Annotated in this window: 23 protein-coding genes; 13 read left to right on the top strand and 10 right to left on the bottom strand. The window is 58.8% G+C overall.

Features of this window, described 5'->3' with window-relative positions; genetic code table 11:
• The first annotated feature begins 46 nt into the window (after positions 1 to 46).
• Genes ACVDG9_RS06985 through ACVDG9_RS06975 form a run of 3 tightly spaced genes read left to right on the top strand, consistent with a single transcriptional unit; the run spans position 47 to position 3,083 of the window.
• Positions 47 to 1,003: an HlyD family secretion protein gene (locus ACVDG9_RS06985; protein WP_023000023.1), complete on the top strand. Its 957-nt coding sequence runs from the start codon at positions 47 to 49 to the stop codon at positions 1,001 to 1,003.
• On the top strand, positions 1,000 to 1,938 hold the full coding sequence (locus ACVDG9_RS06980; RefSeq protein ID WP_447237609.1) for an ABC transporter ATP-binding protein: 939 nt from the start codon (positions 1,000 to 1,002) through the stop codon (positions 1,936 to 1,938). The genes ACVDG9_RS06985 and ACVDG9_RS06980 overlap by 4 nt, the downstream gene beginning before the upstream one ends.
• A complete protein-coding gene (locus ACVDG9_RS06975; RefSeq protein WP_447237608.1) occupies positions 1,935 to 3,083 on the top strand; it encodes an ABC transporter permease in 1,149 nt (382 codons plus the stop codon). The genes ACVDG9_RS06980 and ACVDG9_RS06975 overlap by 4 nt, the downstream gene beginning before the upstream one ends.
• 242 nt (positions 3,084 to 3,325) lie before the next feature.
• On the opposite strand, the gene ACVDG9_RS06970 is transcribed toward ACVDG9_RS06975, so the two are convergent.
• From ACVDG9_RS06970 to phnD, 5 genes are all read right to left on the bottom strand, one after another.
• Positions 3,326 to 4,246 (bottom strand): DMT family transporter, encoded by a 921-nt coding sequence (locus ACVDG9_RS06970; RefSeq protein WP_447237607.1) that lies wholly within the window; start codon positions 4,244 to 4,246, stop codon positions 3,326 to 3,328.
• A gap of 311 nt (positions 4,247 to 4,557) precedes the next feature.
• Positions 4,558 to 5,355 carry a phosphonate ABC transporter, permease protein PhnE gene (phnE, locus tag ACVDG9_RS06965; protein ID WP_023000019.1) on the bottom strand — a complete coding sequence of 266 codons (798 nt, stop codon included), beginning with the start codon at positions 5,353 to 5,355 and terminating at the stop codon, positions 4,558 to 4,560.
• Positions 5,355 to 6,149, bottom strand: coding sequence for a phosphonate ABC transporter, permease protein PhnE (gene phnE, locus ACVDG9_RS06960; protein WP_023000018.1), 795 nt, complete (start codon positions 6,147 to 6,149; stop codon positions 5,355 to 5,357). The genes phnE (ACVDG9_RS06965) and phnE (ACVDG9_RS06960) overlap by 1 nt, the downstream gene beginning before the upstream one ends.
• A complete protein-coding gene (gene phnC, locus ACVDG9_RS06955; protein ID WP_006939395.1) occupies positions 6,146 to 6,919 on the bottom strand; it encodes a phosphonate ABC transporter ATP-binding protein in 774 nt (257 codons plus the stop codon). Before phnC ends, phnE (ACVDG9_RS06960) begins: the two co-directional genes overlap by 4 nt.
• A gap of 65 nt (positions 6,920 to 6,984) precedes the next feature.
• Positions 6,985 to 7,953 carry a phosphate/phosphite/phosphonate ABC transporter substrate-binding protein gene (phnD, locus tag ACVDG9_RS06950; protein ID WP_023000017.1) on the bottom strand — a complete coding sequence of 323 codons (969 nt, stop codon included), beginning with the start codon at positions 7,951 to 7,953 and terminating at the stop codon, positions 6,985 to 6,987.
• A 240-nt stretch (positions 7,954 to 8,193) separates the two neighbouring features.
• On the opposite strand from phnD, the gene ACVDG9_RS06945 reads away from it, so the two are divergent.
• On the top strand, positions 8,194 to 8,946 hold the full coding sequence (locus tag ACVDG9_RS06945) for a response regulator (RefSeq protein ID WP_023000016.1): 753 nt from the start codon (positions 8,194 to 8,196) through the stop codon (positions 8,944 to 8,946).
• The gene (locus tag ACVDG9_RS06940) at positions 8,943 to 11,465 is read left to right on the top strand and encodes an ATP-binding protein (RefSeq protein WP_447237606.1); all 2,523 of its coding nucleotides are present in this window, start codon (positions 8,943 to 8,945) and stop codon (positions 11,463 to 11,465) included. The genes ACVDG9_RS06945 and ACVDG9_RS06940 overlap by 4 nt, the downstream gene beginning before the upstream one ends.
• A 34-nt stretch (positions 11,466 to 11,499) precedes the next feature.
• On the opposite strand, the gene ACVDG9_RS06935 is transcribed toward ACVDG9_RS06940, so the two are convergent.
• The gene (locus tag ACVDG9_RS06935) at positions 11,500 to 11,832 is read right to left on the bottom strand and encodes a hypothetical protein (RefSeq protein WP_139314017.1); all 333 of its coding nucleotides are present in this window, start codon (positions 11,830 to 11,832) and stop codon (positions 11,500 to 11,502) included.
• A gap of 341 nt (positions 11,833 to 12,173) precedes the next feature.
• Here ACVDG9_RS06935 and minC point away from each other — a divergent pair, with 341 nt between their 5' ends.
• The 3 genes from minC to minE are packed head-to-tail and all read left to right on the top strand — an operon-like array spanning position 12,174 to position 14,145.
• Positions 12,174 to 13,010, top strand: a complete 837-nt coding sequence (minC, locus tag ACVDG9_RS06930; RefSeq protein WP_447237605.1) for a septum site-determining protein MinC — start codon at positions 12,174 to 12,176, stop codon at positions 13,008 to 13,010.
• 56 nt (positions 13,011 to 13,066) lie between these two features.
• Positions 13,067 to 13,888: a septum site-determining protein MinD gene (gene minD / locus ACVDG9_RS06925; RefSeq protein WP_006939389.1), complete on the top strand. Its 822-nt coding sequence runs from the start codon at positions 13,067 to 13,069 to the stop codon at positions 13,886 to 13,888.
• A complete protein-coding gene (minE, locus tag ACVDG9_RS06920; RefSeq protein WP_023000012.1) occupies positions 13,885 to 14,145 on the top strand; it encodes a cell division topological specificity factor MinE in 261 nt (86 codons plus the stop codon). The genes minD and minE overlap by 4 nt, the downstream gene beginning before the upstream one ends.
• Before the next feature lie 35 nt (positions 14,146 to 14,180).
• Here the strand turns inward: minE and ACVDG9_RS06915 are convergent, their stop codons facing one another.
• Positions 14,181 to 15,650 (bottom strand): diguanylate cyclase domain-containing protein, encoded by a 1,470-nt coding sequence (locus tag ACVDG9_RS06915; protein WP_447237604.1) that lies wholly within the window; start codon positions 15,648 to 15,650, stop codon positions 14,181 to 14,183.
• Between the two features lie 450 nt (positions 15,651 to 16,100).
• Positions 16,101 to 17,702, bottom strand: coding sequence for a peptide chain release factor 3 (locus tag ACVDG9_RS06910; protein WP_447237603.1), 1,602 nt, complete (start codon positions 17,700 to 17,702; stop codon positions 16,101 to 16,103).
• A 205-nt stretch (positions 17,703 to 17,907) separates the two neighbouring features.
• On the opposite strand from ACVDG9_RS06910, the gene ACVDG9_RS06905 reads away from it, so the two are divergent.
• Both ACVDG9_RS06905 and ACVDG9_RS06900 read left to right on the top strand, forming a co-directional pair.
• Positions 17,908 to 18,390 carry a hypothetical protein gene (locus ACVDG9_RS06905; RefSeq protein ID WP_447237602.1) on the top strand — a complete coding sequence of 161 codons (483 nt, stop codon included), beginning with the start codon at positions 17,908 to 17,910 and terminating at the stop codon, positions 18,388 to 18,390.
• 61 nt (positions 18,391 to 18,451) lie between these two features.
• The gene (locus ACVDG9_RS06900; protein ID WP_447237601.1) at positions 18,452 to 19,006 is read left to right on the top strand and encodes a DUF2585 domain-containing protein; all 555 of its coding nucleotides are present in this window, start codon (positions 18,452 to 18,454) and stop codon (positions 19,004 to 19,006) included.
• 74 nt (positions 19,007 to 19,080) lie between these two features.
• On the opposite strand, the gene ACVDG9_RS06895 is transcribed toward ACVDG9_RS06900, so the two are convergent.
• Complete coding sequence (locus ACVDG9_RS06895) at positions 19,081 to 19,755, bottom strand: GntR family transcriptional regulator (protein WP_055658487.1); 675 nt, start codon at positions 19,753 to 19,755, stop codon at positions 19,081 to 19,083.
• Positions 19,748 to 20,806 (bottom strand): Gfo/Idh/MocA family protein, encoded by a 1,059-nt coding sequence (locus ACVDG9_RS06890; RefSeq protein ID WP_447237600.1) that lies wholly within the window; start codon positions 20,804 to 20,806, stop codon positions 19,748 to 19,750. Before ACVDG9_RS06890 ends, ACVDG9_RS06895 begins: the two co-directional genes overlap by 8 nt.
• Positions 20,807 to 20,997: 191 nt before the next feature.
• Between ACVDG9_RS06890 and ACVDG9_RS06885 the strand changes: the two genes are divergently transcribed.
• From ACVDG9_RS06885 to ACVDG9_RS06875, 3 genes are all read left to right on the top strand, one after another.
• Positions 20,998 to 22,011, top strand: a complete 1,014-nt coding sequence (locus ACVDG9_RS06885; RefSeq protein ID WP_023000006.1) for a TRAP transporter substrate-binding protein — start codon at positions 20,998 to 21,000, stop codon at positions 22,009 to 22,011.
• Positions 22,012 to 22,186: 175 nt separating this feature from the next.
• A complete protein-coding gene (locus tag ACVDG9_RS06880; RefSeq protein WP_023000005.1) occupies positions 22,187 to 22,717 on the top strand; it encodes a TRAP transporter small permease in 531 nt (176 codons plus the stop codon).
• A complete protein-coding gene (locus ACVDG9_RS06875) occupies positions 22,714 to 23,997 on the top strand; it encodes a TRAP transporter large permease (protein WP_023000004.1) in 1,284 nt (427 codons plus the stop codon). Before ACVDG9_RS06880 ends, ACVDG9_RS06875 begins: the two co-directional genes overlap by 4 nt.
• The last annotated feature ends 2 nt before the right edge of the window (positions 23,998 to 23,999 follow it).

Genomic DNA, 23,999 nt, shown 5'->3' with positions numbered 1-23,999 from the left:
GTGATACCCTTCTTGCCGCATACCCTTGATCCATAGGGAGGAATTCATGTCTACACCCCGTCTGCGCAGTGTCCTCGCAGCCACCGTGTGCCTGTTTGCTGCCGGTTGTTACGGTGAAGACGGGAATGTTGCCCTTGGAAACCTCGAGCGAGACAGGGTCGCACTGACCGCAACAGCAAATGAGGTTCTGGTCGAGTTGCCTGTGCCACAAGGAACCTTCGTCAAGAAGGGCACCGTGCTGGCTCAATTGGACCCGGCCGAACAGCAGGCCATCGTCGCCCAGGCGAAGGCAGAGGTGCAGAAGGCCAAGGCCAATCTCGTGAAGCTTGAAAACGGCGCTCGCGACGAGGAGATTGCCAAGGCTCGCGCGGCCGTAGCGGGTGCGAAAGCGGAGCTGGAAGATGCACAGGCTTCGTTCGGGCGCTACGACGACCTGACCGGACGCGGCACCACAAGCCAGGCACAGCTCGACAGTGCCAAGGCTGCGCGCGATGCAGCCGACGCGACCCTGAAAAGTGCGCAGGAACAACTGAAGGAGCTTGTCGCCGGCACAAGACCGGAAGACCTCGACATAGCCAAGGCCGAACTGGAAGCCGCCCAGGCAAGCCTCGCCACCCAGGAAAAGATCCTGTCCGATCTGACCATCACCGCCTCGCGTGATGGCACGCTCGACAACCTTCCCTGGAACCTTGGAGAACGGGTGACGGTCGGTAGTCCGGTCGTTGTGATGCTGGCCGGCGATGCACCCTATGCCCGCGTCTATGTTCCCGAACCGCACCGGGTGAAGGTCAAGCAGGGCGACAAGCTGGAGGTGCGAATTGACGGCCTCGACAAGCCGATCGAAGGCACTGTGCGCTGGATCAGCTCCGAAGCTTCCTTCACGCCCTATTACGCGCTCAATCAATCCGAGCGCGCCCGGTTGATGTATGTCGCCGAAGTGCAGTTGCCCGACAGCGCCAACGACCTGCCAAACGGCGTTCCGGCCCAGGTTGTTCTGCCGTGAGTTCAAACGACGGCGACATCGTGATCCGGGCCGAGGGCCTGGTGAAAAGCTTCAAGGGGTTCCGGGCGGTCGACGGACTGGATCTGACCATCGAGCGTGGCATGATCTATGGCTTTCTCGGCCCCAACGGCTGCGGCAAGACCACGGCCATGCGCATGCTGACGGGCCTTCTCACACCGACCGAAGGCACCGTTCAAGTGCTGGGGCTTTCCGTCCCCAAGGATGCCGAGACCCTGAAATACAAGATCGGCTACATGACCCAGGCCTTTTCGCTCTACGGCGATCTGACGGTTCTGGAGAACCTCAACTTCATGGCAACGATCTACGGCCTGCCATCGAGGCGGAAGAAGCAGCGCATTGCCGAGGTCATGGAGCGATATGAATTGAGCGAGCTGGGTGACCGGTTCGCAGGCAAGATGTCCGGCGGGCAACGCCAGCGCCTGGCGCTGGCAACCGCCGTTCTGCACGAACCGCAGCTATTGTTTCTGGACGAACCGACCTCGGCCGTGGATCCGGAGTCGCGCCGACATTTCTGGGAACAGCTGTTCGACCTGGTCGATGGCGGAACCTCCATTGTCGTGACCACGCATTTCATGGACGAGGCGGAACGCTGCCACAAGATTGCAATCATGGAAGCAGGCCAGAAACGTGCTGACGGGGCACCGAAGGACCTGATGGCGGCAATGGGTGCCAATGTCGTGGAAATCGAAGGGCCGAACCTGCGCGAAATCCGCCGCCGGCTGCTGGGAACCGAAGGCATCATCACCGCGGCTCAGCTGGGCGCACGCCTGCGCGTTCTGGTGCGGGACGACATTGCCGATCCCGAAGCTTTCCTGAAAAACAAGGACGAGACCAACGGTGCCACGTTGATCGAAAAGGTGCGCCCGAACCTGGAAGATGTCTTCGTGACGGCAACGGGAGAAGGCCGACAATGATCAGACCGCTTTCACGGATATCGGCCATCTTCTTCAAGGAACTCAGCCAGTTGCGCCGGGATCGGATGACCTTCGGCATGGTCATCATGATCCCGTTGATCCAGCTGATCCTGTTCGGCTACGCCATCAACACCAACATTCGTGATATTCCCGTTGCTGTCGTCGATCACAGCCAGACCGGGCTGAGCCGGATCCTGATCCAGATGGTGGAAGCGACCCGTGTCGTAAAGGTGACCGAACGCCTGACCAGCATCGAGGAAGCGGAAACCGCGATCAAGGCCGCGCGCGTGCGCGCCGCCTTCATTCTGCCGGACGACCTCTCCCAGAGGGTCGCCCGCTCGCCCGCCGCCAACCTGGGCACGCCGCCTTCCACCGACGAGGAAACCAGCCGCCCTGTTGCCCAGTGGATCGTCGACGGCTCCGACACCATGATTGCAGGCGCCATCAAATCGCTGCGCAACATGCCGCTGGCAGAATTGAACCGTCAGGCCCCGAACCGGTCGACGCCGACCTTCGAGGTGGCCCTGTTCTTCAACCCGGAACAGCGTACCGCCATCAACATCGTGCCCGGCCTGGTCGGCATCATCCTGACCATGACCATGATCATGTTCACATCGGCGGCAATCGTGCGCGAACGCGAGCGCGGCAACATGGAAATGCTGATCAACACACCGGTGCGGCCGATCGAGCTGATGATCGGCAAGATCATCCCCTACATCTTCATCGGCCTATTGCAGACGGCGATCATCCTCGGGCTCGGACACCTGCTGTTCAACGTGCCTTTCGGCGACAAGATATTCGATCTCTTTGTCGGCACATTGCTCTTCATCGGAGCCAGTCTGTCACTGGGCCTGGTACTGTCGACCATTGCCCAGAGCCAGTTGCAGGCAACCCAGATGACGGTGTTCGTGCTGCTGCCGTCCATCCTGCTGTCCGGTTTCATGTTTCCCTACGAAGGCATGCCGGTGATCGCGCAGTATATTGCCGAGGCGTTTCCGGCGACCCATTTCATGCGCATGATCAGAGGGTTCGTCCTGCGGGACGCCGGGCTGCTTGAGCTGCACCGCGACGTGCTCTGGATGTGCGGGTTCTTCGTTCTGGGAATGATCGTCGCCGCTTTCCGCTTCAAGAAACGGCTGGACTGAGGAATGTTTGGCCTGAGGCCGGTTGCTTAGCCAACTGCTGTGGTGACCCGGTTTCCTTCCCCCGCCTCCCTCCCGGCCTCATCCTGAGGAGCGCATTTCTGCGCGTCTCGAAGGATGGACGGCATACTCAGGAGCAAGCGGCCCATCCTTCGAGACAGCGCTCACGCGCTTCCTCAGGATGAGGCTGTCGTATTGTGGGAAGTCCGGATAGCCGCCAGTTGGGAGCCAGTCTCCCTCGCCCCCTACTTCGGCTGCGGGCCCGTATCGAAACGCGGGTTGGCGGTTTTCAGGACCGGGGTCTGTACAGAGACATTCTCCCGGCTCTCACGCCACACGACGAAGATACCCGAGGCAATGATGACTGCAGAGCCGAAGCCGACGTAGAAATCCGGTGTTTCGGAAAAGAACAGCATGCCGAACAGGCTTGCCCAGAGGATCTGGCTGTATTGCAGTGGTGCCACGACCGCGGCCGGCGCAGCCTTGTAGGCGGAGATCGTCAGGAACTGGGCAATGACCGAGAGAAAGCCGATCGCCGCCATAAGTCCGAGGTCGAGAAGCTCCACCGGCACATAGAAGACCGGCAGCGTCATCGACATGGCCATCATGGACAGGATCATCGGGTAGAGGATCAGGACGGCCGGACGTTCCTTGCCGCCGAGTTTACGCACCAGAATGGTGGAAAGCGAATTGGCGAAGGCCGCTGTCAGGGCAGCTGCATGGCCGAGGGTCAACTCCGTCACGCCGGGACGTAAAACGATTAGAACGCCGATCAGACCGACGATCACGGCAGCCCAGCGCTGCGCCCGCACGGTCTCACCAAGCAGCGGTACGGACAAGGCGGTGATCAGAAGCGGCATGGCAAACAGCAATGCATAGACCTCGGCCAGCGGCAGCGCCGTGAAGGCGTAGAACCCGCAGGACATGGCGATAATGGCCAGGCCTGCCCGCGACAGCACCAGCCAGGGGTGTCTTGGACGGAAATTGTCGACTGCCTTGTCCGCCAGCATCATCATCGACATCGGCACGAAGGCAAAAAGCATCGTGAAGAAGATGATCTGAAAGACCGGATAGCTGCCACCGAGTTCCTTGATGATGGCGTCATGCGTGGAAAACAGGGCAAATGCGAGAAGCGCGGCGGCAAGTCCCTTGAGCGATTCAGTCATAGGCCGGGCCTTAATGGTGTGATGGCCGCCCGCAGAAACCGGACGGTTGCTGGGCTGGTTCCGGACGTGACGTCTTGTTTCGTCAGCCGAGCGGTGATGGCAAATCAGCGGTTGGTGGCAATGTCTTGCTTCGATCATCACTGAAACGAAGAAAAGTTCAAGAAAGGCCGCTTCGTTTCAGACGGGTTTCGAACCAAATGACGAAGAGTTTCCACAAAGCAAATGGCGCGGCAGAGGTTTCCCGCTGCCGCGCCATCTTTTTCAGTTCGCCAGAACGGCTTTTCAATCCTGGCAACCGGTTCCGGCTCTTTTCAGAGGATCTTGCGCCGCAGGTAGGACGATACGACCTCACCCACCACCACCAGGGCGATGATGGCCAGGAGCACCATGGAGACTTCCTGCCAGTTGAAGGTATCGATGGCCCCTTGCAGGATCACACCGATGCCCCCTGCCCCGACCAGCCCGAGAACCGTGGATTCCCGCAGGTTGATGTCCCAGCGCAGGATAGTCACCGCAAAGAAGGTCGGCATGACCTGGGGGACGATGGCATAGAGCACCACCTTGAAATGGCTTGCGCCGCACGCCTTCAGCGCCTCGACCGGTTTAGGATCGATTTCCTCGATGGCTTCGCCCAGAAGTTTGCCCAGGAAGCCGATGGAACGGAACATGATTGCAACGATGCCGGCAACCACACCCGGGCCGAAGATTGCCACGAACAACAGGGCCCAGATGATCGTGTTCACCGAACGCGACGAGACCAGGATGAACCGGCCGAGCCAGAGCGTCAGTGCGTTCGGCGTGGTGTTCTGCGCGGCGATATAGGCCACCGGCAGAGCCAGCACGACCGCCATTGCCGTGGCGATTGTGGCAAGGTTTACCGTCTCCCACAACGCACTCAGAATCTGGTCGAGGTGGGTCGGGTCTGGAGGCACCATGCGGCTGAAAAGATCGCCCATCTGGGTCGGCGCGTCCCACACCCACGCCCAGATTATGTTGACGCTGCCGAGGGCCCAGGCAACGACGAGTGCGGTCAGGGCAAAGTAGCCGTAGCGCTGAAACCGTTGGGCCGGCGTGTAACGCGCCCAGTCTTGGAGCTGTACCTGTTCCATTATGCGATCCGCTTTCTGATTGCACCGCTGACGGCTTCGGAAATCAGGATGGCACCCACGATGACCATGGTGATGGCCAGGGCGAAGTCGTAGTCGTAGCGCCCGAAGGCATTCGCCAGGGTGGCGCCGATGCCACCTGCGCCAACGATACCGACGACCGCCGAGGCTCTCAGGTTACTGTCGAGCTGATAGATGCCGAGTCCGATCTGGCGCTGCATGATCTGCGGGAACACCGCGTAAACCAGTGTGGACAGGAACGGTGCGCCCGCTGCCTTCATGGCTTCGACGGGCCCCGGATCGATTTCCTCGATCTTTTCCGCCAGCAGCTTGGCAACAAAGCCGATGGAGTAGACGATCAGCGTCAGGACACCCGCGAAGGGACCGAAACCAACCGCTTTCACGAAGATGATGGCGACAATTACCGGATGGAAGCTGCGTGCGATGATGATGACCGCCCGGCCAAAATAATAGATCGGGAGCGGTGCGATATTCCTGGCCGCCATGAAAGCGATCGGGATCGACAGCAGGATGCCGCCGACAGTTGCAAGGATCGCGATCTTCAGGCTTTCCATAAACCCGTCGATGAGCAACTCGCTGCGCTGGAAGCTGGGCGGGAAGGCCCCGCCGAAGATCCGCCCTGCACGGCTCAAGCCTTGCATCATGCGGTCCCAGTCGATCGGCAGCGTCGCAAAGGTGGTCACGATGTAGACTGCTATTGCGACATAAAGGCCGTAGCGCAATAGCGGGTTGGCGATGAAGGGCTGCTTGCGCCAGGTATCCCTCGCCGTACTCATGCCGCAGCGCCTTCCATCTGCCGGTCTTCGTGAGGAACACCGGCATAGATCTCGTGCATCGCGTCCTTCGTCAGGGCATCCGGCAGATCGTCGAAAATGATCCGCCCATAGCGCATACCGACGATACGGTCGCTGAATTCCTTGGCTTCATTGACGTTGTGAATGTTGATGATCACCGGAAGCTTCAGTTCGCGTGCGAGGTCCCGCAGCAGCGTCATGATCTGTTCCGAGGTCTTCGGGTCGAGAGAGGCTGTCGGTTCGTCGGCCAGAAGGATTTCAGGTTGCTGCATCAGCGCCCGGATAACGCCGACACGCTGGCGTTCGCCGCCTGAAAGTTCGTCCGCACGCTTGTTGGCGTAATGGGCGATCCCGACCCGCTCCATAAGCTCATAGGCCCTGCGGATGTCTTCCTTGGGGTAACGTCTCGAAAGCGCTGCCCAGGTCGAGATGTAACCGAGGCGCCCGCTCTGGACATTTTCCATGACGGTCAGGCGGTCAACCAGATTGAAGCTCTGGAACACCATGCCGATGCGGCGGCGGCCGACGCGCAGCTCGCGCTTGCCCAGGCTGGTGAAATCGGTGCCATTCAGGAAGATCTTGCCGGAGGTCGGCTCGACCAGCCGGTTGATGCAGCGAAGCAGTGTACTCTTGCCTGCCCCCGAAGAGCCGATCACGGAGACGACCTCTTCACCGGGAACCTCGAGGTCCAGGTCTTTGAGCACAGGATCCCCGGCCCCGTATCGTTTCACAAGGCTTGTTATCTTTAACATGTTTTACCTCGATTGAACCGGCCCGCCGGAGTTCAACTCACGGCGGGCCGTCAAAGCCAGTTATCTTACTTGGCAAGACCTTGCGGCGTGTATTCAACACCGTTGCTGGCCTGGATCTGCCGGATGACAGCCCACTGATCCTTGTAGGTGATGGGGACGAACTTGCTTACGCCCTCGAATTCCTCACCCAGTTTGTTACCCTTGAAGTCGAAGCTGAAGAACGCTTCCTTGATTTTTTCAACGAGGGCCGGGTCCAGGTCGTGGGCATAGTTGAAGGAGGTTGTCGGGAACGGATCGCTTTCCCAGACAATGCGCACTTCCTCCGGATCGTAAAGGCCACGTTCCGCCATGCGGTCAACAACTTCGGAGGCGACCGGTGCGGCGTCATAGTCGCCGGCAACGACACCCAGCATCGACTGGTCATGGGATCCGGAATAGATGACTTCATAGTCCTGATCCGGCACGACACCGAGGTCCGGGAACAGGGCACGCGGCGCCTGGTTGCCCGAGTTGGACGTCGGAGACGTGTGTGCGATGCGCTTGCCCTTCATATCGGCAGGCGTTTTGATATCGCTGTCGGCCTGGGTGTAGATCTGAAGGCGGTAGCCGAACTGACCGTCTTCGCTGCCCATGATCGCAAACGGCACGGCACCGGCGAGATTGACGGCAAAAGGCGTCGGGCCGGTCGAGAAGCCCGCGATATGCAGACGGCCGGACCGCATGGCTTCCACTTCAGCCGAATTCGACTGCACGGCGAAGAACTGCACGTCCTTGCCGGTAACGGTTTCCAGATGCTCGATGAAAGGTGCCCAGATGTCGGCGTAAACGGCCGGATCTTCAACCGGAGTGTAGGCGAAGACGAGCGTGTCCGGGTTGCTCAGTTTGGCCGGATCGGACGGGGCATCGGCGACAAGATCGCCGTTGGCATCGCAATAGATGCTATCAAGTGCACCCTGGTTCGCGCATTCAGCTGCGTAAGCGGACGAAAGGGCAAAACCGGTCACAAAAGCCACGGAACCGAGCCGGGCCAGCATATTTCTCATATTTTCCTCCCATTACAGATCACTCGCGCCTCACAGCGCATCGCACCGCAAGGCTCTTGAAAGATCGACTTCAGCCTAGCGGGATGTGGCGAGGGAAAACGAGCGGCGAAGTGTTAACAGAAGCTGTTGGACAGCCCTATTTTGTTAACAGTGTTACAACCACCCATGGGCGGGTGAAACAATTGTAACGAGATTCTGGTCTCGCAACCTGGTCCTTGTGTTAGACAGCTCATGAAGGTGCAAGAGAGCGACGGCATGGATGCAAGCGCGACAAGACCGGTGATTGCCATCATCGATGATGACGCGGATGTGCGCGAAACCCTGTCTGCTCTCATGGAGGCAAGCGGGTTCGAACCGGTTGCGTTTCAGGACAGCGACGGCTTCAAGGCGGCTGGCAGTCCCCAGGATTTCGACCTCGCGCTGATTGACCTGCGCCTCAAGGGCGAATCCGGTCTGACCCTTGCCATTCACATTCGCGAAACCAGCGAGCTTCCAATCGTCATGCTGACCGGTGTGGGCGACGAGATCGACAAGATCATCGGCCTTGAGACAGGCGCTGACGACTACCTGATGAAGCCGTTCAATCCGCGCGAACTCGTCGCCCGCATCCGCGCGGTTCTGCGACGCTACGGGCATGGCGTTTCAGCTGCGAAAGCCGGCAAGGATCAGGAGATCATCTTCGGCGACAAGAGGGTGAACCTGAAACGCAGGGAACTGCTTGACGGTAACGGCGACGAGATTCCGCTGACCAATGCGGAATATGTCCTCCTGGAATATTTCGTGAAGAACCCGGACCGGATCATTCCCCGTACGGACCTGATGCGCGAGATCGGCAGCGACATGCAGCGCTATGTGGACCGGACCATCGATGTCCTGATCCTGAGGCTGCGCCGCAAGATCGAGAATGTCCCGTCCAAGCCCGTTCATCTGCAGACCCGCCGCGCACAGGGATACATCTTCGTCCTGCAGGCGGACGGACCATGAGCACGCCCCGGCTCCGCCAGCCCAGCATCCGCTCGCTGCTGCTTTCCTCCATCGGCCTGCTTCTTGTCGTGGTCATGGTTGTCGGGGCCATTGCCCTCATCACTCTCAACAGCGCCGAAGAGCAGCTCGGCACATTTCACGACCAGACCTTGAGCGACGTTTCCGACGCCCTGGAGCTTTCCGGCAACGCTTCGAAACTGGCCGCCTCCGCGCCCTTTCTGATGACACTCAGCCCCAGCTTCCAGCTGGAAAGCGAGGCCGAACGAATTCTCGCAACGCTTGATCACATCGAGACATTGGGTGGTGGTGACCCCGACCTCATCAGGCCTCTTGCCCGCATCCGGGTCGCGATCACCGATCTGGCCCGCGCAATGGTTCCGCAAGGCAGGAACGCTGCAGAACTCGCACTGATCGATCAGGATCTGGAGCGCCTTCAAAAACGTTTCCGAAGGCTCGCACAATCTCGGGACCAATCGCCTGAGGACCGTCAGGACTGGTCAGCCCTGCAGCAACTGGTCATGGCGGCCATCGGTGCGTTGCGCAGTCAGGAGCTGATCAAGGTCGGCGAGCAACAAAGCAACTTCCGGCGTATCCGTCAGGACATTGCTTCCAATGCCCCTGCCGCCGTGCGCACAGCCTTGGCCGAGGTCGATGACGCCGTGATGCGGCGGGGCGACCTGTTCTCGCTGCGTTATGCCAGCCTCGCCGCCAAACTCGATGCCGAAAACGCGCTCTTCCGCATTCGCACGGAGCTCGCGCAGGTGAACGCCTACGCCCTTCAGAAGGTGACGGACACAAAGCTGCGGCTTCGCGATTCACGCGACAAGACAACGACCAGCATTACCTTTGCAAAGGCCGTCATTCTTGTCCTGACCGGCATCAGCCTGATTGTTGCCATCGGCTCCGCCCTGTTTGTCTCGCGATACGTGGTTCGCAACCTGCACCAGATCACCGCAGTCATGCGGCGGCTGGCGGCTGGAGACCTGAAGGCTCGGCTCCCCAAGAAGGCAAGCTCGTCGGACGAAATCGGGCAGTTGTCCGAAGCCTTCCGCAAGTTCCGGTCCAACGCCCTGCGCCTGGAACGGAAAACCAGGGAAGTCTGGCGTCGAAACGAGCTTTTCATCACCGTTTTCCAGAACATAAGCGACGGTGTCGCGGTCCTGTCGCCAACCGGGCAGATCCTGGCCGAAAATGATCGTGTCCGGGAATTATTGCGCCTTGAAAGGGCTGGCCGCGGCAAACGCATGACTTTGCCGGAACTTCTGGAAAAGTCGCCGTTCGAGCGCCGCGCCAATGAAAACGACCGAGCCGGATTTGGCGAATACGCCGACACCACCGGCCGCGTGCTGGAAGTGCGCCAGTCGGCATTGCCCGACGGCGGCTCGGTTTGGCTGTTTTCCGAAACGACGGAACGCAAAAGGATCGACGAACGGCTGGAAGAAATCCGGCGAGTGGAAAGCCTCGGCAAGGTGACAGGCGAAGTTGCCCATGACTTCGGCAACATTCTGTCCACGATCTCCGGAAATCTTCACATGCTGGAGGGCGAGCTTAGCCCCAAGGCCTCCGTGCTGAAAGCAAGGATCAATGACGCCGTCGAACTCGGTGTTTCGCTGATCGAGAGGCTTCTGGCCTTCGCCCGCAAACAACACCTCGCCCCCATCGAAACCGATATCGCCGTGATTGCGGAAGGCATGGAAGACCTGTTGTCGATGGCCCTGCCCGAAACCGTAACGCTGACGATCAGGTGCGACGAAGGCCCGATGCATGCGCGGATCGACCCCGGCCAGCTGGAAAGCGCCATCTTGAACCTGTGCGTCAATGCAGGTCAGGCCATCGAAGACGAAGGACATATCGAAATTGCCGTGACGCGGCAGACAGACGGGACGATCTCGCTATCGGTGAAGGATGATGGCTGCGGTATGGATGCAGATACGTTGCGCCAGGCCGCAGAGCCTTTCTTCAGCGCCCGCGCGAACGGCGAAGGCACGGGCCTAGGGCTGTCCATGGTGCACGGGTTCGCGCACCAGTCAGGCGGCACCATCCACATTGCATCGCAGCCGGGGCACGGAACCTGCGTAACGTTGACCTTTCCCCAGCAGCCTGGTGGACAAACCTCCCATTCTGTCGAGACCGTGGCCGGGAACGGGATCGGGCACGCACTTGTGGTTGATGATGACCGGAGGTCGGCAGCTGCAATATCGGACCTCATGACAAGGTTCGGCTACAAGGTGACGACAGAGCATTGTTTTGAGGATGCCAAGGTCAGGATTGGCCGCGACATGCCCTATTCGATCGTGGTGACGGACTTGCAGCTCGACAATGGTCACTCGGGCTGGGACCTTGTGGCGAAAGCTCTCGATACGCACCCCGATTGCCGGGTCGTTGCCGTGTCGGGGCATCTGCCACAGGACGACCAGTTTTCAGACAGATTTCCGGAACGTTTTTCGAAGCTGCCCAAGCCGGTGGATGCGGAAGCACTGGCCGAAAAGATCGGGATGCAGCTCACCGCACCTGCCTGAGCAGGCGCGAACCGAACCGAAGGCTCGGTTCAGATCAAACGAAGACCCGTGCCAGTGTCGCGACCGCGAGCGCAGTTGCGGCCCGCTTCGGGCCTGCAAGATCCGACGTGGTTCCGCCAGGCACCATCAGGTTGATCCGGTTGAGGTCCGTTGCATCCAGATGATCGAGATCGGCCGATTTGGCGGCTTCCTCGGCCGACAGGCGGATTTCGTCGAGCATGCGCACAAGGCCCTGCCAGATATGGATAGGAGGAGCCTCGCTCGTATTGCACCAGCGAAGAATTTCATCTTCAGATACATTGAGCACCATCGCAGCCTCACTCGTATCGAGACCGAGATATGTCATCATATCACTGAAGTTACTCATTCTTTTCCCCAAGACGCTCTGCGCCCCAAACACCAGAACCTACATTTTGCACTGCAATATGGCAAAAATCCAGTTCTTTACGGGAATTGAGTTAACCAATGCGCCGGCAAAGCAGGCGGGCAGCAACCCAATGCTGCGATTCTTGGCGGTTCTCTTGGTATTTTTGGCAAGAGGGTCCCATTGCAATTGACCAGCGCACTAGGTGGAAGAGCCAATTATCTGAAATATCTGATGAAAATTGATATCGGTGGAAAACGGTCGCCTGCCCGATTGTCCGGTTCGGTTAATGATAGGTTTATCCGACCAAATCAACCTGACCAATTGTGCCGCCGGACTCTTTGATGAAGTTCAAGGGAAAATCCTTCATTGCCATCGTTCTGAGCCCGGAGCCGCCCTTCGCGGACTGGTTCCGTGAAATCGACCGGATCATCGAACGCTCGCCGGGATTTTTCATCGACCGGCCCATCATTCTGGACGTTCGTGGAACCAAGATTCCGATTGAAGAGCTGGAACAGCTTCTTGCTGAACTTGCCGAACGCTCGATCCGGGTGATGGGAATTGACGGTGTCGCCGGAACACGTCTGAAAGCCGGCATGCCGCCGAGCTTTTCCGGTGGCCGTCTGGCGTCCGATGTGGATGTCCCGCCCCCTGCGAACGCTTCGGCCGTGGCTGGAAACGGTTCTGAAACCGAAAAGCCGGGCGCCAAGGACGCAGATGGCTCGACCAGGAACACAACTGCAAAGTCCAAGAAGACAGCCGCTGAGCCCAAAGCCAAGGAGAGCAAGGCAAACGGTGACAGCGATGTCGAACCGGAAGCGTGGGAAACCTCGCCGGCCAGCATCGCAAGCGGATCTTCCATCGTGATTACCGAACCGGTGCGCTCGGGCCAGAGCATCCTGCATCCGGAAGGCGACGTCACTGTCATCGGCTCCGTGAGTTCCGGCGCCGAAATAATCGCCGGTGGCTCGATACACGTTTACGGCGCCCTGCGCGGACGTGCATTGGCCGGTGTCGCAGGGAAAGACAGCGCCCGTATCTTCTGTTCCAAGCTGGATGCGGAGCTGGTTTCCATCAACGGGCTCTACAAGGTCGCGGACGATTTCGATGGCGCCCTGCGCAACGCACCTGCGCAGATCCGCTTCGAAAACGAGACCCTCGTCTTTGAAGAGCTGAACTAACCACAGGGCCGGCTGCAAAAGGCCGCCGGACTGACAACAAAAACAGGACGAACACCATGAGCAACGCTACTGTCGTTGTGGTCACGTCAGGCAAGGGCGGCGTGGGCAAAACCACCACCACCGCAGCTATCGCCTCGGCGCTTGCCAAAGAAGGCTACCAGGTCTGCGCCATCGACTTCGACGTCGGGTTGCGCAACCTCGACCTGATCATGGGTGCGGAACGGCGGGTCGTGTTCGACCTCGTCAACGTGGTGCGCGGCGAAGCTTCGATCAAACAGGCGCTGGTGCGCGACAAGAAGCTGAACAACCTCTACCTGCTGCCGGCCTCCCAGACCCGGGACAAAGACGCATTGACCGAAGAGGGCGTTGCCAGCGTCATCAGCGAATTGCGGATGTATTTCGACTGGGTGATCTGCGACAGCCCTGCGGGCATCGAACGCGGCGCGACGCTGGCCATGCGCCATGCGGATGAGGCCATCATCGTGTCCAACCCGGAAGTGTCGTCCGTACGCGACTGCGATCGGATCATCGGCCTGCTCGACGCGAAGACCAAGATTGCCGAAGACGGCGGCCGGATGCCGAAGCACCTGATGATCACCCGTTACGACACCGAGCGTGCCAAGACCGGTGACATGCTGGCAACCGACGATGTCGTCGACATTCTCTCCGTGCCGCTCATCGGCGTCGTGCCGGAAAGCAAGGACGTGCTGAAAGCGTCGAACGTCGGTCTGCCGATCACGCTGTCGGACGAAAATTCGCCTGCCGCAAAGGCCTATACCGAGGCCGTGCGCCGTCTGCTGGGTGAAAATATCCCGGTCACCATCCCTGAGGAAAAGAAGGGCCTGTTCGGCAAGTTCTTCAAGGGGAGGGCCGCATGAACATCCTGAGCCTCTTTGGCAAAAGAGGTGAAAGTGCCTCTGTTGCCAAGAACCGGCTGCAAATTCTGCTGGCGCACGAACGGGCCGACGACGGCTCCGACGCGGTCCTGATCTCAAGTCTGCGGGAAGACATCCTGGCCGTCGTGGCAAAGCGCGTTGCGATCGACCCGGACTCCGTCCGTCTCGAAATGGACAGGACCGGTGACGTCACCACGCTCGGCATCGACATCGAATTGCCGCCAGCGAAAGCCTCCTGACGTTCAAGACCGGCCTTCTGGCCGGTCTTTTGCTATCAGCCCGGCTGAGCTGCCGACTGAATGGGGACATGCCGGAAATCCAGCAGGTCGGAAGAATAAACCGCGACCTGTGCCCTGCCCCGCCGTTTCGCCGAATAAAGTGCAACATCCGCCTGGCGAAGCAGTTCCGAAGGCTTGTGCGAAAAAGCGACGCCGACACTGGCTCCGAAGGTATAGGTGGCACCGTCCAGGTTCACCGGCCGGCTGAGCTGTTCCACGATCGCCCGGCTTGCCGAAAGCACCCGCTCGCGCCGTGCCCTGCCGAACACAATGACGAACTCATCCCCGCCCAGCCGGACCACCGTGTCGTCCGCATTGACAAGGCCGGTCAAAGCTTCCGCGACATGCAAAAGCACCAGATCCCCTGTTTCATGGCCGTAGGTGTCGTTTATTTCCTTGAACCGATCAAGGTCGACATAGAGCAGCGCGTGACCGTCCGCCAACGGCTTGACGTCTTGCAGGAGCGCCAGCTTTTCATCCAGCAATCGCCTGTTGCCCAGCCCCGTCAGAGGGTCGCTCCTGACCTGATTGGCCAGCAGTTCCTTGACCTTGTCCGCCTGGTGTTTGGCTTCCGCAAGCGCCCGGACCGTATCTGTTGCACGGTGGAAGAACATGCGCGCTGACAAGTACATGCCGAGATAAACCACCAGCACCCCAAGGGCCAGAAGAGGCAACATCCGAAATCCGGCCAGTTCCGGGTTCCAAACGAAAAACCCGAGGTGCCGCCTGTCCACGGTCTCAATGTCGTATCCAGCCTGCCAGAAGGCCGGGGGTATTTGCGCCAACCCAAGACCGGGCAAGTGATATTTCTCCGCCATATCCGCCAGGACTGAGGCATTGATAGGCCGTGCGAAGACCAGCACATGATCGGTACTGGTGTCGCTGTCCTCCGTGTAGGACGTCAGCAAAACAGCGCTGGCGAGGTAAAGCGTCTCAAGGTTGCCAACCAGACCTGTTGCCGGAACCGGCGCCTCATCCTGCGGCGTATTTCGGGCATCGGCAATCAGAACGCTCATCGAAGGCCCATAGCGAACCCGCAAGTCCGTATTGGCGACCTTGCCTTCCACCACATGAACCTTGGGCTGGTTGTTGCCATCCAGCAGGTGGATCCCGTCGATCTGCAGTTCTTCCTGCATGTAGTCGACAAAGGTTTCCCGCATCCAGGTCATGTCAAAGGATTCGACAAGGTTTTCGACCGCGTCGTTCCAATAGCCGTACTCAAGCGTGATGTCCGCCAGATGATCGGAGCGATCGCCAAGCATGGCCGTGAAAATATGTTCTGAAGATCGGATGGAATTGCGGTCAAGGGTCCAGGAAAGGAACGACACAAACGCCATCAGGCTCACCGCGCTGATGATCACGGTTATCCAGAACGGCTTGGACAGACGGCGGATTTCTACCGCTTGCGCTTCGCCCTTGGCCTTTTGAAGCGGCGGCGAACCATGCCCGACAGGCTCGTATCGCACTTGCTTATTCGCTCTCTTAGCTGCATTCCAGCTGGAATACCTATATTCCGGCAGCTGCAAGTATCCTAGAGAAGCCTTTCAGCTCTATCAACACAAGAAATATTATTTAAAATCAATACTTAGCCAAATATTTCACAAATACTCGACCTGAAAGACAATCACCGTTAAAAATTACAATAAATTATCCTCAAAACAACTTTCATGAATACGCATTAGTCACGAGCCAACTTCTGAAACTCGAAATCGTTTCTTGTGAAAAACCCAAGCGAGATAACATAGCCCCCCCGTGGACAGCGCACGGTTCGTGGGGCGCGGCAAAGCGCCGGATGAAGGCTGAGGCCAACCAGGTGGTCCGGCGCCCATGCTCATTCCTCTCAGCCCCTGAGGTCGCCCCAGCTCAATGACACTGAGGCTCAGTGGAAGGAAAAAGGCTGGAGCCGGATTTTCCGGTTACGCCTCGTAGACGATCTCGCGCGTTTCGCGGAATTTCACGTCCGGGAATTTTTCGGTTACGTGACCGATCTCCCAGGCGTTCTTGAACAGGAACACCGGCTTGTCGTCACGGTCGTTGGCGATCGACATGCGGTGGCCTTCCAGCATCTTCTGCAGGGTCTGGCTGTCTGTTTCGATCCAGCGGGCCGTGGTATAGGGCACGGCTTCGAAGCCGATTTCAGTGCCATACTCCGCCTTCAGCCGATCCACCACGACATCAAGCTGCAATGCGCCGACCACGCCGACGATCCAGTTGGAGCCGAGATCCGGTTTGAAGATCTGCACCAGACCTTCTTCGGCCAGGTCCTGAAGGCCCTGGCGCATCTGTTTGACGCGCATGGTGTCGGACAGGCGTACGCGGCGCAGGATTTCCGGTGCGAAGGCCGGCAGGCCGGTGACGTGGATGTTCTCGCCCTCGGTCAGGGTGTCGCCAACACGCAACTGGCCATGGTTGGGAACACCGATGACGTCGCCCGGATAGGCAAGGTCAGCGATTTCCCGTTCCTCGGCAAAGAAGAAGATCGGTGCGGAGACGGCAATCTGCTTGTCGGCGCGAACGTGCTTCAGCTTCATGCCGCGCTTGAAGGTGCCGGAGCACAGGCGCACGAAGGCAATGCGGTCGCGGTGCTTGGGGTCCATGTTTGCCTGAACCTTGAAGACGAAGCCGGTGACCTTGTCTTCCTGCGGCATGATTGTGCGCCCGCCGGTCGCCGGCTGCGAATGCGGCGGCGGGGCGAAGTCGGCGATGAAATCGAGCACTTCCTCGATGCCGTAGTCGCGCAGCGCCGAGCCGAAGAAAACCGGCGTCAGGTGCCCTTCCTGGAAGCTTTCCTTGTCGAATTCGGCGTAGCCTTCGGCGCCCAGTTCGACGTTCTCGGTCAGTTCATCCATGATCCGGTCGAACACGGTGCCGGTCAGGACCTCGTCATCAAGACCGGAAACGTCCTTGGTCTGGGTAAAGGCACCACCGCGCTCGCCGTCGGACGTGTGGAATTTCTTCTTCTGCCAGTCATAGACACCGAAGAAGTCCGAGCCCATCCCGACGGGCCATGTCTGCGGAGAGACGTCGAGAGCCAGTGCCTCCTGTACCTCGTCCAGAATCTCCAGCGCATGCCGGCCTTCACGGTCGATCTTGTTGACGAAGGTGATGATCGGGATGTCGCGCAGGCGGCAGACTTCGAACAGCTTGCGGGTCTGTGTTTCGATACCCTTTGCAGCGTCGATCACCATGATGGCCGCATCGACCGCAGTCAGCGTGCGATAGGTATCTTCGGAGAAGTCCTCGTGACCCGGAGTATCGAGCAGATTGTAGACGATGCCCTTGCGCTCGAACGTCATGACGGAAGACGAGACGGAAATGCCGCGTTCCTGCTCGATCTTCATCCAGTCGGACCTTGCACGGCGGCGTTCGCCGCGGGCGCGCACTTGGCCCGCCGCCCGGATCGCGCCGCCTGAAAGCAGCAGCTTTTCGGTCAGGGTCGTCTTACCGGCATCCGGGTGTGAAATGATCGCAAAGGTGCGCCGGGACTGATAAGGCGCCGTGCCGTTTAGGCCAGTCATGAAGATCTCCTGATCCGCTTCCGGTCTGGCGAGCCGCGCAAACGCGCCGGAAAGCCGGGGCGCAACTTAAATCTCAGAGCCGGTTGGATTGTTGTTTCGTTGGCGCAAGGTCATAGAGAGAATCCTGCAAAATTTCCAGCGCGAATATGACAAGTGGCATTGAAGGGAATAAAACCCATTGTTTGGTATTTGATTAGGGCAACAAATGACATTTCACTTTGCTAGGTGTTCGGTCGCCATCTCAGTATTTTCGTTTGTTGTCGGACTATGGATAGCACTGGGCATTTTATCAAAACCTGCTTTCAGCCAAACGATCGCAAGTTCGACGTGCCCCTTAACGTGGATCAGCACTATTGAAATGGTGGCAAAAGCCCGTGCGAGCCAACCGATTGCCTCCAAGGGTGTGCTTGTGTCCGGTATCGATGGCGAGGTTTACAACTGCCTTGACGAGAAAGTACCTGCAAAAGAATTGAAGGAAATAGCACGCGCTCAGAGGTCGCTTGCGCAGGTCATGGCAGAAACTCGTGCTGAAGATCCGAACGAGTACCTTGGGTTATGCGATTGTGGTTTATACAAAAGTCAGACTGGCTTCAAAATTAATATCTGTAACCTGCCGTATGACGAAATCGAACTCAAGACCGTACGTTGCACCAAGCGGCTCGAAATATATTTGAAAAATCTTCAATAGAAGCGAGCAAAGTTTCCGCTCTCCCAATCCCTCTTTTCATTCCGACTAGGAACTCAGCCCCGTGAGCAAACGCAAATGCCTGATCGTCGGCATCGCGATGATCGCCGTCACCGCCACCATCCTTCTCGCCATGGGGCGGATCCCGATCTGTGACTGCGGCTATGTTCTGTTGTGGACGCCAGCCAGCGATGTCGCCGGTTCCTCGCAACATATAGCCGACTGGTACACGCCCTCGCATATCATCCACGGCTTCCTGTTCTATCTGTTCCTGTGGCTGGTCTTCAGACGCAGTTCCGTCGGTGAGCGCGCGCTCGGAGCGATCTTCATCGAAGCAGCCTGGGAAATCGTCGAAAACAGCCCCTGGATCATCGACCGGTACCGCGAAGCGACCATTGCCGTTGGTTACACCGGTGACAGTGTCCTGAATTCCGTCTTCGATATTCTCTGGATGCTCGCCGGCTTCTTCTTTGCCTGGCGCATGCCGGTCTGGATCACGATCCTGGTCGGGATTGCCTTCGAACTGCTTGCACTCTGGGTGATAAAGGACAATCTGACGCTGAACGTTCTGATGCTGGTCTACCCGGTCGAGGCGATCAAGGTCTGGCAAGGCGGATAGGCACTGCCACCTGTTGCCACCCCTCCTACGCCGTTATCGTTGAGCCTGACGAGAGAAATACATCCGAGTGAAGCTCAGAGCTGAAACAGCTTGTGCTTTTTCAGAAGCTCGATCAGCACCTCGCGGGCATCCTGGCGATGAAGATGGTGGCGCTGGCGTGCCGCCTGGGCGTCACCCTTGCGGATTGCGTCGAAGACCGCCCGGTGGTCTTCGTTGGACTTGACCGGCAGCGGGCGAATGTAAAGCGTCATGGCGCGTGCCCGGCGTACCTGATTGGACATCATCGAGACGATGGACTGGACACGCGAATTTCCACCGAGGCGGACAAGCTCCGTGTGGAAGGCATCATCGGCTATCGCCCAGGCTTCCCGGTCCTCACGCTCCAATGCATCTTCCATGGCCTCGATCGCCTGCTTGAGATCCGCAAGATCCGTTTCCGAATAGCCTTTTTCAGCGGCTTCTTCGGCAGCAAGACTCTCCAGTTCGGTCAGGATGGCGTAGATTTCCTCCATGTCCTTCAACGACAAGGTGGCGATGCGAACACCCTTGCGTGGTCGCACCTCCAGAAGGCCTTGCTGGGCCAGCATCAAGGTTGCCTCGCGCACCGGTGTGCGGGACATGCCAAGCCGGTCGGCAAGTTCGCTTTCTAGATGATCGGAGCCTGCCGCCAGTTCACCGTCGAAAATGAGCTGGCGGATCTGCTCCATGGCCTGCGTGGTGATGGTCTTTTGTTTCGGAGCCTCAAGCACAGTCAAACTCCCGGATTTTCTGCCCCTTGCGGTCCGACTCATAGATGGCCTGTTCGATTGCAATCACCTTCAGGTAGCTCCGCGCCTCGTTTTCCAGCGGCTTTCCATCCAGGAGACCGTCTACAACATGGCTTATCAGATTCTTGACGCAATCGCCGCCAAAGCCAGGCCAATCCTGTGCCGCCAGCAGAAGAGTTTCGTCCTTGTCGCCGAAATGACGCAAGCGCACCGAGCCGTCGCCTTTCAATGTCAGCGTTCCCCGAGTGCCCTCCAACAGAGCTTCACCAAGTGTGGTTCTGCAATTTTCGGCGGCGTGGTCCAGAAGTCTGTTGCCGTCGAAGAGCGCTCTCACCCCGTTTGAATAGTCGAAAATGAAATAGCCGGCGTCCTCTCCCTTGATGGCCGGGTTGAGCCTGCGAAGATCCGCATAGACCGCCTCGGGCTCGCCGATCAGGTAGCGAAACGTGTCGATCCAGTGAACGCCGGTTTCATGGATCAGCAACCTGGGCATTTCCTGAAAATACGGCTGCCGGTCCAGATAGGCCTTCGGCCCCTGCCCGTCCCCTGTGCGCAGTCGGAAAGTTACCTGAAGCAAATCGCCAAGCAGTTGCCGTTCCAGAGCCTGTCGGATTGTCCGGTACCAGGGCTGGAAGCGGAAGTTTTCATGGATGACGATGATCACGCCGGCTTCTTCTGCCAGCTTCGTTGCCTTCCGGGCTTCCTCGAGCGAGGTACAGAACGGTTTCTGACAGATGATCGTCTTCACGCCCTTCCGGATGGCAAGCTCGATGGCGCTGAAATGCGTCGGCGGCGGCGTGATGATGTCCAGCAGATCGGGTTTCGCCATCTTCAGCATGTACTCCAGATCACTGAAGGCAGTCAGTCCAGTGGCCTTCGCCTTCGACGGATCCTGATCACAGGAACCCACCAGCCGAACCCGTTCGACCCTGCGCCAGGCATCGTAGTGAAACTGGGCAAAGTAGCCCGCTCCAAGGCAGGCAACGCGTAACGTGTCCGAGACGCCCAGGTCTTTTGCAGAGCCGTCGTTCATCTTTTTTCGTCCTCCCGCACACTCCTGAAATCGGCAGAAGACCCGAAGGCTTTCCCTGTTTCGAAGCGGCAATTCCATCATTGGATTTTTGATAGTCGACATTAGCGTCGTTGACAAGGGATTGATTAGCGTATACGCAATCGAATGTGTAAATTGATACGGCCTTGGAGCGGCCGTGGGAGGAGATTGAAATGCTTGACAAGAAATCCTTGAGCCGCCTGCTGATGAGCGCGGCAATTCTCACAATGGGCATGAGCGGCGCGCAGGCTGTCGAAACCTTGCGATTCAGCCATACGGACAACCCTGGCGGTTCCCGTCAGCAGGCTGCAGAACTGTTTGCGGAGAAGGTCGCGGAATATACGGACGGCCGTTACGAAGTGCAGATCTTCCCGTCCGGATCGCTCGCAAACGATCCGAAAGCCATTGAACTGCTGCAGCTTGGCGGCATCGACTTCACGGTCTCGGCCACGGGCAGCTACGCCACGCACATGCCGACGCTGAACCTCACGGCCATGCCGTTCCTGGTCGACACCTACGAGCAGGGTTGGGAACTCTATGACAATTCCGAATGGCTGCAGGGAGAATTCGCCAAGCTGCCGGAAAAGGGTTTCCGGGTACTGTCGACTTGGGAAGCCGGGTTCCGCAGCTTCACCACCAACGAACCGCTGAATTCGCCAGAAGACGCCAAGTCCATGAAAATGCGCGTCTTCCCGAACGACATGATCCGCTGGTCGATGGAAGCCATCGGTTTCCAGACGGTCGTCATGCCGATTACCGACGTCTACATTTCCATTCAGCAGGGCATCGTCAACGGCCAGGAGAACCCGGTCGACACCATCAAGTCACTGCGGTTCTATGAAGTTGCGCCCTACATCACGCTGACACGCCACGTCTACAGCCCTCTGCCCCTGACGGTGGCCGAAAAGACCTGGCAGTCCTTTTCCGACGAAGACAAGGAAGCCGTGATGAAAGCTGCAGCCGATTCCGCAGCCTTCAGCCGGAACCTCGTCAAGAGTTCGGTCGAAAGCCAACTCACGGAAATGCAGGAATCCGGCGCCACGGTCAGCGTTCCCGATATCGCGCCGTTCCGCGAGGCGGTGCAGTCGGTCTACGCAAAGGCCAAGGATGTCTACGGCGAGGAAGCCGTCGACCAGATCCTGTCAGATGCGGCAGCGATCCGCGAAAAACTCCCGGCCCAGAACTGATAGGCAACGAGATCAACGCACGGGTGATCGAGCCGGTTGCCCGTTCAACAGTTGATCGTTTCTTGTGGGTCGGAGCACCGAACGGCGTTCGAAAGAACGCAGGGTGCTCCGGGGCTCAACTGCCGGAACCGCACGTCACGCGGCGGTTCCGGCCCTTTTCAAGAAGAGACGACCCTTGGATTACCGAGATCACTATCCGGCTGCGCTTCGCTGGCTCAGTCACCTGGTCGATTTATGCCTGGCGCTCGGCGGCTTTTCGATCGTCACCCTGGTGTTCTGCAACGCCTGGCTTCGCGGCTTCGCCGGCTTCGACCTTGCCTGGTCGCTGGAAGTGACCAGCTTCCTGCTGCTCTGGAGCACCTTCATCGGCTGTGCGGCAGCGGTTGCCCGGGGCGCGCACATGCGCGTTACCGAAGTTGTCGAGAAACTGGTGCCGCTGACGGGTCAACGTGTCTTGTCGATCGCAATCGACGTGATCATCGTCGTCCTGCTGCTCAGCCTGATCTACACCGGTGTCAATATCTCGGTCCACACCTGGGCACAGAAGACAACCGTTCTCTACTGGCCTGTCGGTCTGCTCTACGCGTCCATGCCGGCCGGCATGACACTGACCCTGATCTTCCATCTCTTCAACATGGTCTACGACCTCAAAAATCCTGTCGTTCCTCATGCAGCGCACTCAGATGGCGGCGAGGCCCTCTCATGATCCTGATCTTCGTTGTTGCGGTCTTCCTGACCTCCGTTTTCATCGGCATTCCGCTGGTCTGGGCAATTCTGATCACCGCTGTCCTGCCGATCATTGTCTTTGATCTCGGTTACCCCTTGCAGGCGCTGTTCCTGAATTTTATCGGCGGGGTGGAGCCGAACCACTTCCTTGCGATCCCGCTCTTCATCGTCGCCGGGGAAATGATGAGCCGCGGCGGTGTCGGCCTGCGCATCATCGGCTTTGCAAGGGCAGCCTTCGGCTTCATGGCAGGCGGGCTCGGCATGGTCGTCGTCGGCGCATCCATGATTTTCGGCGGCATTTCGGGTTCGGCCATTGCCGACAGCGCAGCCATCGGTTCGGTCATGATCAAGAACATGTCCCGCGAGGGCTACAACACCGCCTTCGCCGCCGGTCTGGTGGCTGCAGCCGGGACGATCGGCATCATCATCCCACCATCCATTCCGATGCTGATCTACGGCTTTGTCGGCAACGTTTCGGTTGCCGATCTCTTTCTCGGTGGCATGGTTCCCGGCATTCTGTTCGGCGCCCTGTTCATGGCGGTTTGTTACTATGTCGGCAAGACCACCAAGTGCGATCCCGGTGGGCGCACCACGACCTTCAAGGAATTGACCAGTTCCTTCATCGGTACCGCCCCTGCCCTGTTCATGCCGATCGTGATCCTCGGCGGCATTTTCACCGGCTGGGTGACACCGACGGAAGCCGCGGCCCTTGCCGTCGTCTACGGCCTGTTCGTGACAACTGTTGTCTACCGGGACTTCAAACTCCGCGATCTGCCGCGTCTTCTTATCGACAGCTTCGTCACCAGCGCGGTGGTGATGGTCGTGATCGGTGCAACGACAGTCCTTGGCTGGCTGATCACGCTTGAACAGATGCCCCAGATCCTGGTCGGTTTCGTGCAGGCGTTTTCAACCGGACCCTGGATGTTCCTGTTGCTGGTCAATGTCGTGCTTCTGGTCCTCGGTCTCGTTCTCGATCCGGTTCCTGCAATCCTGCTGACGGCACCGCTGTTCCTGCCGACCGCGCAAGCCTTCGGCGTCGACCCGGTCCATCTGGGTGTGATCATGACCTGCAATGTGGCCGTTGGTCTGTTCACACCTCCGGTTGGCGCAACACTTTATGTTGCCTCGCGGATATCCGGCGTCGGTGTTTTGTCGATCGCCCGCAACATGGCACCGCTCTACATAGCCGCAATCGCCGCCCTGCTCGCTGTGACTTACATACCCTTCCTGTCGATGGGTATGGTGAACCTGTTCCGCTGAGG

It is taken from the genome of Roseibium sp. RP-7 (genome assembly GCF_053005225.1).
The sequence above is the reverse complement of the archived record's forward strand: the minus strand, read 5'-3'. Positions and strand labels throughout refer to the sequence as shown.

Coding starts and splice junctions, on each gene's coding strand:
- phnC (WP_006939395.1), bottom strand. CDS start 6,919: ATGTTAAAGATAACAAGCCTTGTGAAACGATACGGGGCCGGGGATCCT.
- ACVDG9_RS06970 (WP_447237607.1), bottom strand. CDS start 4,246: ATGACTGAATCGCTCAAGGGACTTGCCGCCGCGCTTCTCGCATTTGCC.
- phnD (WP_023000017.1), bottom strand. CDS start 7,953: ATGCTGGCCCGGCTCGGTTCCGTGGCTTTTGTGACCGGTTTTGCCCTT.
- ACVDG9_RS06875 (WP_023000004.1), top strand. CDS start 22,714: ATGATCCTGATCTTCGTTGTTGCGGTCTTCCTGACCTCCGTTTTCATC.
- ACVDG9_RS06940 (WP_447237606.1), top strand. CDS start 8,943: ATGAGCACGCCCCGGCTCCGCCAGCCCAGCATCCGCTCGCTGCTGCTT.
- ACVDG9_RS06890 (WP_447237600.1), bottom strand. CDS start 20,806: ATGAACGACGGCTCTGCAAAAGACCTGGGCGTCTCGGACACGTTACGC.
- minC (WP_447237605.1), top strand. CDS start 12,174: ATGAAGTTCAAGGGAAAATCCTTCATTGCCATCGTTCTGAGCCCGGAG.
- phnE (WP_023000018.1), bottom strand. CDS start 6,149: ATGAGTACGGCGAGGGATACCTGGCGCAAGCAGCCCTTCATCGCCAAC.
- minE (WP_023000012.1), top strand. CDS start 13,885: ATGAACATCCTGAGCCTCTTTGGCAAAAGAGGTGAAAGTGCCTCTGTT.
- ACVDG9_RS06975 (WP_447237608.1), top strand. CDS start 1,935: ATGATCAGACCGCTTTCACGGATATCGGCCATCTTCTTCAAGGAACTC.
- ACVDG9_RS06910 (WP_447237603.1), bottom strand. CDS start 17,702: ATGACTGGCCTAAACGGCACGGCGCCTTATCAGTCCCGGCGCACCTTT.
- ACVDG9_RS06885 (WP_023000006.1), top strand. CDS start 20,998: ATGCTTGACAAGAAATCCTTGAGCCGCCTGCTGATGAGCGCGGCAATT.
- ACVDG9_RS06945 (WP_023000016.1), top strand. CDS start 8,194: ATGAAGGTGCAAGAGAGCGACGGCATGGATGCAAGCGCGACAAGACCG.
- ACVDG9_RS06985 (WP_023000023.1), top strand. CDS start 47: ATGTCTACACCCCGTCTGCGCAGTGTCCTCGCAGCCACCGTGTGCCTG.
- minD (WP_006939389.1), top strand. CDS start 13,067: ATGAGCAACGCTACTGTCGTTGTGGTCACGTCAGGCAAGGGCGGCGTG.
- ACVDG9_RS06935 (WP_139314017.1), bottom strand. CDS start 11,832: ATGAGTAACTTCAGTGATATGATGACATATCTCGGTCTCGATACGAGT.
- ACVDG9_RS06905 (WP_447237602.1), top strand. CDS start 17,908: ATGACATTTCACTTTGCTAGGTGTTCGGTCGCCATCTCAGTATTTTCG.
- phnE (WP_023000019.1), bottom strand. CDS start 5,355: ATGGAACAGGTACAGCTCCAAGACTGGGCGCGTTACACGCCGGCCCAA.